12 protein-coding genes and 1 pseudogene are annotated in these 15,584 nt (G+C 65.2%); 4 read left to right on the top strand and 9 right to left on the bottom strand.

Annotated features, from left to right (window positions below):
* Window positions 1-64: 64 nt before the first annotated feature.
* The 3 genes from ACN9M3_RS06100 to pyrE all read right to left on the bottom strand — a co-directional run bounded on the left by ACN9M3_RS06100 (window position 65) and on the right by pyrE (window position 2,076).
* Window positions 65-967, bottom strand: coding sequence for an alpha/beta fold hydrolase (locus ACN9M3_RS06100; RefSeq protein WP_426321193.1), 903 nt, complete (start codon window positions 965-967; stop codon window positions 65-67).
* A gap of 4 nt (window positions 968-971) precedes the next feature.
* A complete protein-coding gene (locus tag ACN9M3_RS06095) occupies window positions 972-1,346 on the bottom strand; it encodes a hypothetical protein (protein ID WP_426321191.1) in 375 nt (124 codons plus the stop codon).
* A 73-nt stretch (window positions 1,347-1,419) separates the two neighbouring features.
* The gene (pyrE, locus tag ACN9M3_RS06090) at window positions 1,420-2,076 is read right to left on the bottom strand and encodes an orotate phosphoribosyltransferase (RefSeq protein ID WP_426168647.1); all 657 of its coding nucleotides are present in this window, start codon (window positions 2,074-2,076) and stop codon (window positions 1,420-1,422) included.
* A 48-nt stretch (window positions 2,077-2,124) separates the two neighbouring features.
* Between pyrE and ACN9M3_RS06085 the strand changes: the two genes are divergently transcribed.
* Both ACN9M3_RS06085 and ACN9M3_RS06080 read left to right on the top strand, forming a co-directional pair.
* On the top strand, window positions 2,125-2,895 hold the full coding sequence (locus tag ACN9M3_RS06085; RefSeq protein ID WP_426168645.1) for an exodeoxyribonuclease III: 771 nt from the start codon (window positions 2,125-2,127) through the stop codon (window positions 2,893-2,895).
* Window positions 2,895-3,593 (top strand): hypothetical protein, encoded by a 699-nt coding sequence (locus ACN9M3_RS06080; RefSeq protein WP_426321188.1) that lies wholly within the window; start codon window positions 2,895-2,897, stop codon window positions 3,591-3,593. The genes ACN9M3_RS06085 and ACN9M3_RS06080 overlap by 1 nt, the downstream gene beginning before the upstream one ends.
* Before the next feature lie 11 nt (window positions 3,594-3,604).
* Here the strand turns inward: ACN9M3_RS06080 and ACN9M3_RS06075 are convergent, their stop codons facing one another.
* Both ACN9M3_RS06075 and ACN9M3_RS06070 read right to left on the bottom strand, forming a co-directional pair.
* Window positions 3,605-5,809, bottom strand: coding sequence for a TonB-dependent receptor plug domain-containing protein (locus ACN9M3_RS06075; protein WP_426321187.1), 2,205 nt, complete (start codon window positions 5,807-5,809; stop codon window positions 3,605-3,607).
* 69 nt (window positions 5,810-5,878) lie between these two features.
* On the bottom strand, window positions 5,879-6,469 hold the full coding sequence (locus ACN9M3_RS06070; protein ID WP_426168634.1) for an acyl-homoserine-lactone synthase: 591 nt from the start codon (window positions 6,467-6,469) through the stop codon (window positions 5,879-5,881).
* Here ACN9M3_RS06070 and ACN9M3_RS06065 point away from each other — a divergent pair.
* A pseudogene (locus ACN9M3_RS06065) lies at window positions 6,372-6,782 on the top strand (hypothetical protein); the annotation flags it as partial. The gene ACN9M3_RS06070 and the pseudogene ACN9M3_RS06065 sit on opposite strands and share 98 nt — an antisense overlap.
* Before the next feature lie 66 nt (window positions 6,783-6,848).
* On the opposite strand, the gene ACN9M3_RS06060 reads toward ACN9M3_RS06065, so the two are convergent.
* A complete protein-coding gene (locus ACN9M3_RS06060; RefSeq protein WP_426168631.1) occupies window positions 6,849-7,571 on the bottom strand; it encodes a helix-turn-helix transcriptional regulator in 723 nt (240 codons plus the stop codon).
* A 187-nt stretch (window positions 7,572-7,758) separates the two neighbouring features.
* On the opposite strand from ACN9M3_RS06060, the gene ACN9M3_RS06055 reads away from it, so the two are divergent.
* A complete protein-coding gene (locus tag ACN9M3_RS06055) occupies window positions 7,759-8,331 on the top strand; it encodes an acyl-homoserine-lactone synthase (protein ID WP_426168628.1) in 573 nt (190 codons plus the stop codon).
* On the opposite strand, the gene ACN9M3_RS06050 is transcribed toward ACN9M3_RS06055, so the two are convergent.
* Genes ACN9M3_RS06050 through lanKC form a run of 3 tightly spaced genes read right to left on the bottom strand, consistent with a single transcriptional unit; the run spans window position 8,284 to window position 15,528 of the window.
* Entirely contained in the window at window positions 8,284-11,070 is a 2,787-nt protein-coding gene (locus ACN9M3_RS06050) for a M16 family metallopeptidase (RefSeq protein ID WP_426321184.1), read from the bottom strand. The two genes, ACN9M3_RS06055 and ACN9M3_RS06050, sit on opposite strands and share 48 nt — an antisense overlap.
* 15 nt (window positions 11,071-11,085) lie before the next feature.
* A complete protein-coding gene (locus tag ACN9M3_RS06045; protein ID WP_426321182.1) occupies window positions 11,086-12,786 on the bottom strand; it encodes an ABC transporter ATP-binding protein in 1,701 nt (566 codons plus the stop codon).
* A gap of 51 nt (window positions 12,787-12,837) precedes the next feature.
* Window positions 12,838-15,528: a class III lanthionine synthetase LanKC gene (lanKC, locus tag ACN9M3_RS06040; protein ID WP_426321180.1), complete on the bottom strand. Its 2,691-nt coding sequence runs from the start codon at window positions 15,526-15,528 to the stop codon at window positions 12,838-12,840.
* Window positions 15,529-15,584: the final 56 nt, after the last annotated feature.

Below are 15,584 nucleotides of genomic sequence, written 5' to 3'. Positions count from 1 at the left end.
CGGTTGTGCGATTTTGATCTTCGACAAAAGTCAAAGGACTAGAACCAACACCGCGGCCGCGAGATCATACAGGGTCAGACACTTGTGTCTGACCCTGGTTTACCGGTTTTGGCAGGTGCCCGCACATCCAGCGAAGAATATCTGCAAAGATCTCCTCGCGATTCACCTCATTGAAATTCTCGTGATAGTTCTCATGCTGTACATGGCACTCCAGCAGCTTGGGATCAATCATCGCCAGCAGGTCCAAGGTAGCCTTCGGATCAGCCAGTTTGTCATCCCCAGCAACGACCGCGTATAAAGGCCAGCGCCAGGTCGGCATCTTCTCCGCCAGACCTTTCTGCGCGCCCTGCAGCGCCACGCCAAACCGCACCGTGCACTCGCGCGCCCGCACATCGTCCGCCTCGTCGCGATGATGACGCGCCGTAATCGACGGATCATGCGTCAGCACATCGGTCAGCGACGCCATCGGCACCTTCATGGTCGGCGCCAGCGCCGCCAGCACGCCGGACAGCTTCTCCAGCACCGCCGGCACCTTGATCGCATTCACGTAATAAGGCGACGACAGCACAAAGCCCTTCACCAGCGGATCACGCTCAAGCCTCTCCAGCCCGAAGCGCGTCGCAATCAGCGCTCCCATCGAATGCCCCATGATAAACACCGGCACGCCCGGGTAATGCTGCTTGACCCAATGCAGGAACAGTTCCACTTCCTCGATAAATACCCCGAAGTCCGGAATATCCACCCGGCGCGCATTCTCATGTCCGCACAGGTCGAACGCCACGGTAGCAAAACGGTGCTGCTTGAAATACAGCGCCGGCGTCACATAGTCGCCCGCATGCGCAAGTCCGCCGTGGATGGCCAGCAGCACGCCGGCCGCAGGCTTTTCGGGCTCCCAGATATGGATCTTGCGTTCGGCGCCATTGCGCCCCTTGAATGTGGCGAAGCGGTCTTCGGCGAATCGGTTCATGCGGTCACGAGGAAATGCTCAGCGCGATGCCCATCTCCAGCAACAGCGAGAGGTCGGCCAGCGTGAAATCAAGGGTGGAAGCGCCCTGGCTGGGCGCGGCGGGGGCGAAAGCAACGCGCAATTCAGCCTGGATCGGCGCCACATCGAAAGTGATGCCGCGCGCCTGGCATTCGTGCAGGTAGGCGCGCACCTTGCGCATCAGGCCGTCCGGATCGGGGTCGGTGCCCAGCGTGGCATAAAAGCCGTGGTCAAGGCGGGTACGGCCGGTCGGGCTGGTGTCGCCCTTCTTCCAGTCGCTTTCGGGCTCGCTGGGGAGCCCGTCCCGCACGTCTGCGACCGCGCTTTCGTCGCCGTACACCTTGAGCGTTGCGATGTTCATTACTTTCCTCGATCTAAATGTTGTAAGGAAGCAATCACAGTCTAGCACAACGCCCGGCTGGCGCCAGCGCGGCTTATTCCACGCCGTACTTGCTGCGGTATGCGGCTACCGCGTCCTTGTACTGTGCAAGCGACGGATCGGCCGACAGGTAGGCAAACAGGTCGGACAGGTTGCCGATCGAGATCACCGGGATGCCATAGTTCTTGCTCACTTCCTGCACCGCCGACAGCTCGGACATCTGGCCATCCTTGCCGCCGCGCTCCATGCGGTCGAGCGCGATCAGCACGGCGCAAGGCTCGGCGCCAGCGTTGCGGATCATCTCCACGGATTCGCGCACCGAAGTGCCGGCCGAGATCACATCGTCAATGATGACAACCTTGCCAGTCAGCTTGGCGCCCACCAGGGTGCCGCCTTCGCCGTGGTCCTTGGCTTCCTTGCGGTTGTAGGCGAAGGAGGTGTTGCGGCCTTTGCCTGCCAGCGCCATCGAGGTCGCGGAGGCCAAGGTGATGCCCTTGTAGGCCGGGCCGAACAGCATGTCGAATTCAACGCCGGAGTCCAGCAGGGTCTGGGCGTAGAAGTCGGCCAGGCGGGCCAAGGTCGCGCCGTCATGGAACAGGCCGGCGTTGAAGAAATAGGGCGATTGCCGCCCTGCTTTGGTCGTAAACTCGCCGAATTTCAGCACTCCCGCCTGTACGGAAAACGCGATAAACTCTTGCCTCAAATTGCTCATAGTGCACCCATCTCTGTTCAAAGTGCCGATATTTTAACCGGAACACCTATGCCAAAAATCATTTCCGCAAACCTGAACGGTATCCGCTCCGCCGCCAAGAAGGGCTTTTTCAACTGGATGGGGACGATCGACGCCGACATCATCTGCGTGCAGGAATTGAAGGCGCAGGCGCCGGACATGACCGAGGAATTCCTCAACCCGCACGGCTACCACGGCCACTTCCACTACGCGGAAAAGAAAGGCTATTCCGGCACCGGCATCTACAGCAAGGTGGCGCCTGACCGGGTGATGATCGGCTTCGGCAGCCCCGAATTCGATGCCGAAGGCCGCTACGTGCGCGCCGACTTTGGCAACCTGACCGTTATTTCGGTGTACTGCCCGTCCGGCTCTTCGTCGGAAGAGCGCCAGCTCGCCAAGTTCCGCTTCATGGACCTGTTCCTGCCTCACCTGCAGCAGTTGCGCGCCGAAGGCCGCGAGTTCGTGATCTGCGGCGACTGGAACATCGCCCACAAAGAGATCGACCTGAAAAACTGGAAGGGCAACCTGAAGAACTCCGGCTTCCTGCCCGAAGAACGCGCCTGGATGACCAGGCTGTTCGACGAAGTCGGCTACGTCGACGTGCACCGCGGCCTCGACCAGCGCCCCGAGCAATACACCTGGTGGTCCAACCGCGGCCAGGCCTACGCCAAGAATGTGGGCTGGCGCATCGACTACCACGTCGCCACCCCTGGCATCGCATCCAAGGCGCATACCGTGTCGGTCTACAAGGACGAAAAGTTCTCCGACCATGCACCTCTGATCATCGAGTACCACGCCTGATGCGACGCTCGCTAGCCGCTTTGCTGCTCACTTGCGCCGGCACTGCCGGCGCGGCCGATACGGCTGTCATCATCGACAGCACCCGGTCATTCGTGCCGAATTCCATTCCGCGCAATGCGGCCTGGCTGGGACTGTTCTGCCGGAAGCTGGAATGCGAACTGCGCCCCGTCGGCGTTGATGTCGGCACAGGCAGAGCCAAGAATATCCTGGACGAAGATGAAAGCCTGGACAGCGTCGCCATCGACGGCAAGCCGCGCGCGGTATTCGCCAACCTGCCGCTCAAGCCCGGCAAGGTCGTCACCTGGCACGCGATGAACGACGAGCAGTATTTCGGCAGCCCCCAGTACGAAAAGTTGCGCAAGCTGGGTAAATGGAGCTTGCCCGGAGGAGCGCAGCCGCTGGTGCTGTCCTGGGTGAAAACGGCCGAAGGACGCAAGCGCTACCACCTTACCGGCGACTCCGCCAAACAGTTCCTGTTCGCCGTTGACGCGCTTGGCCATTACGAAGGCGACACCACGCCCGTCGTCTACTGGGCCGGCGACCTGGATGGCGACGGCAAGGGCGACCTGCTGCTGGCCATCCCCGACGACAATTGCGGCTACGACGAACGTCTTTACCTCTCCTCCGGCACAGGAGAGGGCAGCTTGCTGCGCAAGGCCGCGCACACCAGCGGCCGCGAACCCGCCTGCGGGTGCTGAACAGCGGCCGGCTACAGTTTGATTTCCAGCGCAAAGGTGTAGCTTGGACGCGTTTTCTTCGCCACCTCGAGCATCGCCCCATCCTCCGAAGTAGTGGTGCGCCCCGACCACTGCGAGGCAGCGTTGGTGGCGCCCAGGCGCAGGCTGGCCTGCGGGTTCAGCGTCCACTGCGCATACAGGTCGATGGCCCGGCTGTGGGTCAACGCCAGCGCCTGCGACATGGTCTGCTGCGTGACATAGCCGGGCGTATAAGACAGGTTGGCGCCCACTGCCAGCGGCAGGCTGCGCGCCCGGTAATCGAAGCCGAAAGTGCCGGACCAGGGCTGCTGGCCATCCAGCCGGCTGTTGGGCAAAGGCACCGCATTCACCTTGCTCTTGTAAAAGTTCAGGCTGCCCCTGAGCTCGAGGCGCGTCTTCGGATCGATCCATCCGGGCAGCAATTGCGCCGCCGGGCCTTTCAACTCCAGCTCGACGCCGCTGCTGCTGGCGCGCGACAGGTTCACGGGCCGGCTGACCCAGCGCGGCACGCTGGCCCAGTCGGGATCTTCCAGCGTGGTGACATTGCGTACCAGGTCTTTCACCCGGCGGTGGAACACGCCAATGCTGAACAAGCCTCCTCCGTTGAAGTAGTGTTCGTAGGCCAGGTCCAGGCCGCTTGCCAGTTCTGGCCGCAGCAAGGGATTGCCGACCCGGTCGGCAGCCACCGAATCGTTGCCCTGGCTCGGCAATGGGTAGATGCTGCTCAGGGTGGGCCGCGCCAGCATGGCATACAGGTCCGGCGCCTTGTAGCTGCGCGTCAGGCTGGCGCGCAGCACGTCGCGTCCCTTGGCATCGGGCTTGAAATTGATGTGCAATAAAGGCGACAGCACCGCACTGTGGTTGCGTACCGGACGCTCCAGCGTGTCGCTGCGGGTGGTGATCGCTTCGCGCCGTATGCCGCCGTACAGCAGCCACTGTTCGGACAGTTCCCACTCGTCCTGCAGGTACCAGGCTTGCCGCCTGATGCGGGCTGACAGCGGCAAGCCGTCGATCCCCGGCAACTGGTCGGCCCCGAGCACGGTGATGCGGCGCTCATCGTCGCGGCGCCTGGTCTCCAGTTCCCAGCCGGCCGACAGCCGGTGCTGCTCCCCCACCAGCTGGCCGACCTTGCCCGACTGGGTGAAACTGCGGTCGCGGCTGTCGCCCACGCTGCGGCGGTAGGGCTGGCCCGCGCGGAAAGTCTGGTTGTCGAAATCATTGGCAGCCTCGCCACCGGTAAATTTCAGCTCCAGCTTGCGGTCGGCAGCAAAACGCCGCTGCCACTGGCCGCTGAGGCGATGGTTGCGGGAACTGCCCGAATTCCGGCTGGGGTCCTCGAACAGCGCCGGCGAACTGGCCGCCAGGTTATCGAACTGCACCTTGCTGTGCCAGTCGGAGCGCTGCAGCAAGGCTTGCAGGTTCAGGCCCTGCTCTTCGTCGATGCGCCAGTTCAGCTGCGGCGAGGTGTTGACGCTGTGGCCCCACATATCTTGGGCGGCCAGCTGGCGCGCGAAGCCGGTGTCGGCGCCGGCTTGCGGCACCAGCCGGCTGGCCCGCATGTCGGCCCGGCCATGGTATTCGTAGGCCGACAGCGGCAGCGAATAGGACAGGTCGCCGGCCCGCGCGCTATACAGGGCGCTGGCATTGGGCGTGGGATGCTCGACACCGTAGGCCATGCCGATGCGCACGCTTTGCTGGACTTTTTTCGGCACGCTGCGCAGCACGATATTGATGCTGCCGGCCATGGACTGCGCACTCTGGTCGGCGGTGGCGGCCTTCTGGATGTCGATGCGCTCCACCTGCGCCGGGTTGAGCTGCTCCAGCGAGAAGCCGTTGGGCGCCGGCTCGCCATTGAGCAGGATCTGGGTATAGCCGGCGCCCAGGCCGCGCAGGCGCGGCTGGCCGTTCTGGATATCCACGCCGGGCAGGCGGCGCACCACCTCATTCAGGCTGTTGTCGCCGAACTTGTCGATCTCCTCGCGGCCAAAAGTCTGCCTGGCCACCGTAGCGTTGCGGCGCAGGTCAAGGTCGCTTTGCGGGCGGGTCTTGACTTCCACCCGGTACATCTTGGTGTCAAACGCCGAACGCGAATTGGGATCGGCGCCGAGCGGCACCTCCTGCGCAGCGGCTGTGCCCAGCTGGCACAGCATGGCCATGCCCACTGCCGCGGCAATGGGCTTCTTGTCGAAATTCGTCATGGAGCGGTACTTGGAATTGGTCGCCACAGTGTAGGGGCGGCGCCGCTGCCGGCGCCACTGGCAGATCTGCTAGTTCAGCAAGGTGGTGCGCGCCAGGCCAAGCGATTCCATCGACGCTTCGATGTCGACGTAGATGGCGACCGCGCTCTCGCGCCCCATGGTGAGGGGAGCGCCAAGGCGGCGGGTGACCAGGCCGGCGCGGCGCAGCATGCGCTCGATCGCCGTAGCCGTCACGGTGACATACTGGGACACGCCGTGCCGGTGGCCGTAGCGGATGATCTCGGCGATCGACTGCATGGTCATGGCGGAAAATCCGAAGCTCGATACGCCGTCGGCCTCGACCGCGAAGCGGCTCAGCTCCCAGACCTGCGGGTCTTCCGGCGCCGGCTGGCCATGCAGGAACTCCGGGAAGGTGTCCTTCAGCATATACGGACCTGTGGTCGGCAGCAGGCGCCAGCAGCCGCGCAGCATGCCGCCCTCCTCGCGCATCATCATGTAGTAAGGGTCCATCGCATCGTAGCCGTCGATTTCCATGCCGCTCAGGACCGGCACCTTCCAGCCCATGCGCTCGCTGAATACCTTGGCGCGCAGGCGGTGCATGGCAAACAGGTCCGACTGCAGGAAGGCGTTGCGTTCCGCGATTTCGATGTTCAGCTGCATGATGGCTCCTTGTGGTGGGATCGAAGAGCCTTCATTTTTATGCACCATGCATACGGCGGGAACTAGCAGATCTGCTAGCTCGACGGCGCGGCCGCCGGTGCTAAGCTTGAACCCCGATCCCTTCAGGAACATCACCCCTATGAGCCGAATTCCCGCGCGGCTGGCAAGGCGCGCCGTCAGTGAGCAATTGCGCTGGCTGCGTTTATCCCGGCGCGAAACCCAAGGCGAGTTCTGGGCCCAGTTCGGCGTCACCCAGTCGCAAGGCAGCCGCATCGAACAAGGCAGTTGGGTGCCGGCCCCGCTGGCGATCCTGCTGTCGCTCTACCTGGACATGCACATCAGCGAAATCGACCTGGCAGCCGCGCGCCGCCGCGCCTCCTTATTCGGGCGTGACCAGGCCGGCCGCGATGGATTTGACAATGGCCTGCTGGCGCGTGCTGACATCGAACTTGCGCATGATGTTCGCAAGGTGGAAGTTGACGGTGGCTTCCGAGCGGCCCAGGATGCGTGACACTTCCCACGATGACTTGCCGGCCGCCACCCACTTCAGGCATTCGAGCTCGCGCGCCGTCAGCTTGACCGCCGGCGCCGGCGCCCCCTTGGCAGACGTGAACTTGCGCGCCGATTCCTGGGCGTAGTCGCGGATCAGGGACAAGCTGGCCAGCGTGTCGAGCTGGCCGGCGCCGGCCGTGCGCTGCTGCTGGTCGCTGACGAAACTCAGCATGCCGAATTCGCCGGAGCGCCCGTGCACCGGCAGGGTCACGCCCGAGCGCAAGCCATAACTGGCCGCCTGCTCGTAGAACTGCTGCTGGCGCTCGCCCTGGAAACTGGCCGGCTGCCAGATGATGGGCAAGCCGCTGCCAAGGCAATGGCTGACCGTCGGATCCACCGCATGCAGCTGCAGCTTGTCGTAGGCGGCGCGCCATTCGCTTGGGTAATTGCTCACAAGAAAAGCCGATTCCAGCGGCTGCGCCTTGTTGGGCACCACGCCGAACAAGGAATATTCAAAACCCAGTTGGGCTGCAAGCTCAGCCAGGGCTTGCGCCCATTGCGTATCGCTTTGCGCCTCCATCAACGTGTGCAGTTGGTCCAGTTCCAGCACCTTGCCTCCCCTTCGTCCGCACCCAGCTTGCCAATTGAAAATAGAGATTATTATTTAAGCAATACCAACATTCAATCACCAATGTAGCTTTTTGTCAACGAACCGAGGGAACTAGCAGATCTGCTAGTTCCCGCCGTATGCGACGCGCATAAAAATGGTCCTGTCACTTCAACCAAAGGAGCCAGAGATGCCGCTGCAAATCGAAATCGCCGCCCGCCGTGCCTTCCCGAAATCGACCCTGGTCGCCATGCACCAGATGCGTGCCCGCGCCTTCCGCGAACGCCGCGGCTGGGATGTCTCCGTGCTGGGGGGCATGGAGATCGACGGCTTCGACGCCATCGATCCCCACTACATGCTGTTGCGCGAAGAAGGCGGCCTGCTGTGCGGCTGCTGGCGCCTGCTGCCGACCGATGGCCCGTATATGTTGAAGGATGTGTTTGCCGAGCTGCTGGGCGGCCAGGCGGCGCCGAACGATCCACAGGTCTGGGAGCTCAGCCGTTTCGTGATGGAGGGAGAAGGTGCGGCGGGCTTCGGCTTTTCCGCGCATACGCTGCAGTCGATCCGCGAGGTCATCGCCTTTGGCGAGCGCCAGGGCATCGCACAGTATGTGACGGTGACCACCACGGCCGTCGAGCGCATGCTGCGCCAGGCCGGCCTGGTGCTGCGCCGTTTCGCCCCGCCGCGCGAGGTCGGGGTCGAAACGGCAGTGGCCTTATGGGTTGACGTTGCCGCTTCCCTGCGCGCGCTGCGCCAGCATTGAAGGACGAAAGTCGCCCGCCTTCACCACGGCCAGGCTGTCCGCTGCCGGCAGCCGCGCCGCCGCCTGGTTGACTTCATCCAGTGCCAGCCCGGCCACGCGCGCTTCCAGCGCCCGGTCGAATTCCATGGTGCGTCCCAGCGACAGGTATTCCGACAGCATGCCGGCCAGGCCCGCATCCGCATTGCGCGCCACCTGGCGGGCCTGGGCCCAGGCGAGCTTGGCGGCGTCCAGTTCGGCCTGCGTGAAGCCCTGCCGCGCCGCGCGGCCCAGTTCTTCCAGCAAGGCCACTTCCACCTTGCCGCTGTTTTGCGGCGCACTGCTGGCCGTCGCCAGCCATAGCGCGGCGCCGTCGCGCGCCGGCACCAGCAGCTGCGACCCGACCGTGTAGGACAGGCCCTCCGCGTGGCGCAGGCGGTCGGCCAGGCGGCTGCGCATGACGCCGCCGCCCAGCATATAGTTGGCTATCAGCATGGCCGGGAATGCCGCATCGTCATCGCGCATGGCCAAGGGATAGGCCGCCATCACTACGCTGCTGGCCTTGTCCGGCGTGTCGATCTGGCGCCGCGCACCGGGCACCGCCTGGTAGGCGCGCGCCATCCTGGCATAAGGCTGGGCCGAGCGCCAGTTGCCGAACAGCGCCGCCAGCTGCTCCTTCAGCTGCGCCGCATCAAAATCGCCCACCGCCGCCAGCGTCGCATCCTGCGCGCCGTACAACTGGCGGTGGAACGCGCGCACCTGCTCCAGCGTGACGGTCTTCTGCGCCGCCGCGCTGTCCGGCAGGGCCGGCGTGTGCAGCGGGTGGCCCGGCGGAAAGGGATTGAGCAGGCGCTGGAAGGCATTGGCCGCCAGGGCTTGCGGTTCGCTTGCAGCCTGCTCGGTACGCGCCACGCGTTCGCGCTGGTACTGCAGGAATTCCTGCTCGGGGTAGGCCGGGCGCTGCAACTGCTCGGCCACCAGCGCCAGTACGGCCGGCAGGTGCTCGCGCACGGTCTGCACGGACACGCTGGCGCTGTCGGCGCCGCCCTGGAAGCTCACGGTCGCCTGCAAGGCATCCAGCGCGTCGCGCAACTGCTGGCGCGAAGTCGACTGGGTGCCCATGGCCAGCAAGGCAGCCGCGAACGGTCCGACCTCGCTCTTGCCATGCAGGCTGGCTTCGCTGCCCAGGCGCAGCTTCAGCGCGAGGTGCACCGTGCCGCCCTTGCTGGCTTTGGCCAACAGCGCCACCTGCATGCCGTTCGCCAGCGCCAGCCGCTCCACCCGGGCTTCGATGGCAGCCGGGCTGGCCTCGAACGCTTCCCCCTGGCGCACGGCAGCGCGCCCGTGGTAGTGCTCGAGCGCCGCTTCCAGCGCGGCACTGGCAGGCACTTGGACCCGCTCCGGCTGTTCGGTGGGAATGAAGCGGCCCAGCGTCCGGTTGCTGGGCCTGAAGTATTTCTCTGCCACCGCCTGCACCGCAGCGGCATCGACCCTGGCGATGCGGTCGCGCTGCAGGAAGAACAGGCGCCAGTCGCCGGCTGCCAAGGCATCGGTCAAGGCCAGCGACAGGCGCGCACTGTCGGCCGATGTCTGCTCGAAACCTTTCAGCAATTGCTGGCGCGCGCGCGCCACCTCGGCTGCCGTCACGGGCCGCTCGCGCATGCCTTCCAGCACACGCAGCAGCGCCTCCTGGGCCGGCTCGAGGGCGGCATCCTTGGCCACCACCGCCCCGAGCTGCAGGAAGCCGGGCTCGCGCGTCGCGCTGTCCACCAGCTGCAGCCTGGTGGCCAGGCCTCCGGCCACCAGTGCCTGGTGCAGGCGGCCTCCCGGCGCGTCGGCCAGGATGCGCAGCAAGACTTCCAGCGCAGCCCCGTCGCTGTGGCCGGCCGGCGCGATGTGGTAGCCGGCGCTGACCAGCTGCACGCCGCCGCTGCGCCGCACTGTCACGCTGCGCTCGCCGTCCTGGGCCGGTTCCACCGTATAAGTGGCAGGCAGGGTGCGGGCCGGGCGCGGGATCGCGCCAAACGCCGCCCGCACCTGCTGCAACGCGGCCTTTTCCTCGAACTGCCCGGCCACCACCAGCACCGCATTGTCCGGTTGGTAGTAGCGCTGGTAGAAGGCGCGCAGGCGCTCGATGTCGACCTGTTCGATATCGGAGCGGGCGCCGATTGCCGCCTTGCCATAGTTATGCCAGTCGTAGGCCACGGCCCGCACCCGTTCGCCGGTAACCCGCAACGGGTCGCTCTCGGCCAGTTCGAATTCGTTGCGTACCACCGTCATTTCCCCCTTGCCGGTGTGCGGGTTCCACAGGTCGTCGCGGGCGATGGCGGCACCGCTCATGCGGTCCGCTTCCAGGTCCAGCATGCGCGCCAGGTTGCTGCCGCCGGCGGGAAACGTGGCGTGGTAGCTGGTGCGGTCGTACCAGGTGCTGCCATTGAAGCGGGCGCCCATGCCGTTCAGCAGTTGCAGCGGCGTCGGCACGCCGTCCTTGCCGCTGAACTTCTGCGAAGGCCGGAACAGCAAGTGTTCCAGCAGATGGGCCATGCCGGTTTCGCCGTAGTTTTCATGGCGCGAACCTACCTGGTAGACGATATTGGTGGTCACGGTCGGCCGCGACGGATCCGGCGCCAGCAGCACCCGCAAGCCATTCTCCAGGCGGTATTCGGTAATGCCCTCGATCGAGGCGCCCGGCTGCACGCCCGGCGCGGCGCCGGCCGGCGCCTGCAGGCCGGCAGCAAGGGTGAGGATGGCGATCAGCTTCATGGCGTCCTTTCAGGGTCAGGCGGCTTCACGGCTGAACTGCATGCCGGCCGCGGCTTCCAAGTGCACCACGGCGTCGGCGCGTTCGATGGTGCTCATGCGGTGCGCCACCACCAGGGTGGTGCGGTTGGCTGTCAGGCGCTCCAGTGCCGCATGGATCAGGGCATCGGTCTCGCCATCGACGGCGGAGGTGGCCTCGTCCAGGATCAGGATCGGCGCATCGCGCAGCAGCGCACGGGCGATGGCAATGCGCTGCCGCTGGCCGCCGCTGAGCTGCACGCCGCGCTCGCCGACTGCCGTGTCATAGCCATCCTTCAGGCCGCGGATGAAGTCGTGTGCGTTGGCGTCGCGCGCCGCCTGCTCCACCTCGGCGTCGGTGGCATCCGGCCGGCCATAGCGGATGTTTTCGCGTACCGAACTGGAGAACAGGAACACGTCCTGCGACACCATCGAAATGGCCGAGCGCAGCGACGCCAGCGAATATTGCGTGATGTCGATGCCGTTGATGCAGATGGTGCCGGAGGTTGGCGCATAAAAGCGCGGCAGCAGGCCCAGTAGCGACGATTTGCCGATGCCGCTGCGGCCATGCAGCGCCACCGTCTGGCCCGGCAGGGCGCGGAAGCTCACCTTCTCCAGCACCGGCACCGAATCGTGGTAGCGGAAACTCACGTCCTTGAACTCGATGGTGGCGCGGCGCGCGGTGAACTGCTGGCCCTGCCAAGGGTCTTCCGTTTCGGTCGGCTCGGCCAGCAGTTCGAACACCCTGGCCGAGGCGCCCAGCGACTGGTTGATCGTGGAATACTGCTGCGCCAGCACGGTAATGCTCTGGTTGACGCCTTGGGAATACAGGAAGAAGGCCACCAGCGAACCGACCGTCATGCGGCTGGCCAGCACCTCGGTGGCGCCATACCAGAACAGGACGATGGTCGAGACCACGGTCAGCAGGGTCACGATCGCCATATAGCTGGCATCGGCGCGCCGCCCCTTGCCGGCCATCTCCAGGTGGCCGTCCATCTGGTCGGCAAAGCGCGCCACGTCGCGTCCGTCGGCGCCGAAGATGCGCACCACATGCGTGCCTGCCACGGTTTCCTGGGCATACGCCACTGCGCCCGACAACGATGCCTTGATCTGCGCCGAGACCTGGCGGAAATACGGGCCGTACAGGTTGGCCACCACCGTGGTGGCCGGGCACAGCGCCAGCACCACCAGTCCGAGCCGCCAGTTCATGTACAGCATCACCACGCTGGCGCCCACCAGCTGGGCCAGGTTGATGGTGCCGTTGACGGTCAGGTTGGTGACCACGTTGCGGATTTCCGGGGCGTCGCTGTACAGGCGCGAGATGAATTCGCCGATCCGGTTGCGGTGGTGGTAAGCGATCGGCAGCCGCTGGTAATGCCGCAGCAGGGCAACCCGGATGTCGTTGGTGATCTTGTCGCCCGTCAGCTGCAACAGGTACTGGCCCCAGAACGCCAGGCCGGCACGCAGCACGAACACCCCGACCAGCAAGATCGACAGCACGTGCAGGCCAGAGCGGTCTTGCGTGGTCACCAGCTGGTCGAACAGGTGCCGGATGCCAAGCGGCAGCGTGAGCTGGATGGCGCCCGCCAGCAGGATGAGTAGCAGGCTCAGCATAATGCGCCCGGCAAAGCGCCGGCCAAAGGGCAGCATCTGTTTCAGGGTCGCCATCACGCCCGGCGCTTGCTCAGTCTTGATATCCATGATTGTCTTCCGAAAAACTGGCAGGCCGACCAGCGGCCTGCGGTTGAGGGATTAACGGTCTTCTGCAGGCCAGCCGGGCAGCAGGCTGTCCACCGTCAGCGATGGGCCGCAGCGCGTCAGGTGGCGGTGCAGGACCAGCGCGGTGCCGGCGCTGCCGGTGCCGAAATCGCAGCTGATGCGGCCCAGCGATTCGCCGGGGAAGGCCGTGCCGGCCTCTTCTTCCAGGGCGTACAGCATGACGCCCGAGAACAGGCGCGCCACGCTGCTCTCGGCCTGCTCGCGCCAGCGTTCGAAGCGGGTCAGGTCGAGGAACAGCTCGGCAATGCCGGCCAGGCCGAAGAAATAGCCCGGGTAGATCGCATACTTGCGGTCGGCATCGATGATGGCGCGGTCGATGATGGCGGCATACTCTTCCTTGCCGGTGACGTGCCAGTAGCGCAGCAAGGTGCGGGCAATGCCCGAACTGCCCCAGCGCCAGTACGGCGTCAGCGAGGGCGTGGTGTCGCGCGCCAGCCAGCTCAGGCCGCCATCTTCATTGCCGACGCCGCCGGCGATGACCCAGGCTAGCCCTTCCTCGCCCGCCTGCAGGAAGTCGGCGCGCCCGGTGGCCAGGTGCAGGTACAGCAGGAAGGCGCTGATGCCGGCCGCCCCGTGCGCATAGCTGGCGGACAGGCCAAGCGGGGTGCGCCAGGCACACTGTCCTTCCGCCATGGCCTCCCGGCTTTGCAACAGGTATTCGCCGGCGCTGACCGCTGCCGCCAGGTACTGCGGCTCGCGGAAGTGCTCGAAGAAATGCAGCTGCGTCATGCCCCAGCCGGCGGCGCCATGGTAGACGTCGGCACTTTGCTTGAGGTAAGGATGCTGTTCAGCCAGCGCCAGGGTGGCGCGCGCCCGCTCTTCCTCGCCCAGTTCCAGCCAGAACCAGGCAATGCCGCTCAGGCCGCTGTACAGGCCGGGCGAGTAGGCGTCGCGCTTGAGCGGGATGCGCTTGATCCAGTCCAGGACCGCGCTGTCCACCCTGCCGCGCACGCGGTGCTGCACCAGGGCGATGCCGCAGGCGCCATGCGCCAGGCTGAGCGGGTTGGAGGAAAACACTTCCGGATCGGCCGGGAACAGGCGGTCATAGCGCTCGAAGTCGGCGGTGGAATCGATATAGCGCATCATCTGCTCGAGCATGGCGTGCGCGCCTGCCGTGCTGAAGGCATCGCTGCGGATCACCGGCGCCGGCAGGCTGTACGGCTCGACCAGCGCCTGCGCCACTTCCGCCAGCGCCGGCCGCTGGTCGCGCGGCGACATCAAGCCCTCGATCACCTGGCGCAGGCGGGCGGGCAAGCCGAAGTCGGCGCTCATGGCGTCGAGGAAGCGCTTATGGGCGCTGCGGTCCAGGGTCAACAGCATATTCATGGGGAACAGGCCGGCCATCATCAGTGCGCCCAGCGCGTACAGGTCGTCATCCGACGAGGTGACGCCGCGCGAGCCGAATTCGTCCGGCGAGAAGCCGGGCGTGAACAAGTGGGCGGCCAGGTCGACCTGGGCTTCGTGCGCCCCTTCGAAGTCGATCAGGCGCACCTTGATGGCGTCGCTGTCCGGCTGTGCGCTGATCATCACATTGGCCATCGACAGGTCGCCGAATACGATGTGGCGACGATGCAGTTCCTGCACGATGGCCGTCAGCTGGCGGAATACTTCGCAAAAGCGCGTGAAGAATTTCTGGCCGGCGTCCGGCTCCGGCCGCGTGCGCAGGCTGAGCGACACCGCGCCCATATAGCTGCGGAAGTCGCGCGCGCCGTCGAGATAGGTTTCAACCAGGTAGGCGTGCTCCCAGTCGAAGAAGAAGTCCACCGTCTGCGGCGCGATATCGAGCCCGTTCAGGCAGCTCAGGATGCGGTGCTCTTTTTTCAGCAACTGCACCGCGTCCAGGCCGCGCGTCGAGACATTGGTGAAGGGGCGTGCTTCCTTGATCACCACGCGCTGCCCGTCGACGCGGTCGGTGGCCAGGTAAACGCCGCCGGAATTGCTGTAGGCCAGCACGGAGTCGATCTTGTAGCGGCCCTTCTTCAGCGTACCTTCTTCGCCGCCGTCCTGCATGTGCTGGTCCTGCTGGAACGGATCGACCACGCCTGCCGGCAGGTTGAAGAATGGCGTGCGCTCATCGCGCACATAGTTGCCGTCCTGGTCGAGGATGACGTGGGTCTTGCTGCCGTCGGTGCCGATGCGGCGCGTGCTGCGCAGGCCGCCGTAGCGGTAGTACACCACCTTGCTGTCCTTGTAGCGGCGATCGGACAGGATGTAGGGGCCGTGGAAGCCGATGGTAGCCTGGTGCAGCGCTTCGAGCAGGCGCTCGCATTGCTCGGCGTCCTTGGGATAGATGGCCATGAACTTGCCTGCCGCGCCGCGCGACCAGCGCTTGCCAAGCGACAGGCTCAGCAGCATTTTGTCGGCGACGAACTTGAACGGCACATTCGCCTGGACCAGGATGGCGGCGGCAGTATTCAGGATCGCCGGTGCGTGCGCGGGAGTGGCCGACAGGTGGATTTTCCAGCCCTGGTCGGGGTACTGGTATTGCGGCGGCATGCAGTGCATCCACAGCTCGTGACGCTGCATGACCCAGTCCTGCGGCAGGCGGCGCTTCAGGCCAAGGCAGAAGTCGTCGTGCTGCGCCTGGTAGCGTGTCAGCGTTTCATAGTATCTCTTGTCCGCCAGCGAATAAATGAATTTGTCCTTGATTACGAATTCTGACATGTTGTGCCTACCAAGCTGAAGATGATTGGGAAGAGGAAAATGCTATCGGCGGCCTC

This window comes from Pseudoduganella sp. R-43 (assembly GCF_049913255.1).
GTDB lineage: Bacteria > Pseudomonadota > Gammaproteobacteria > Burkholderiales > Burkholderiaceae_D > Rugamonas.
This window is presented reverse-complemented; position numbering and strand designations above follow the sequence as displayed.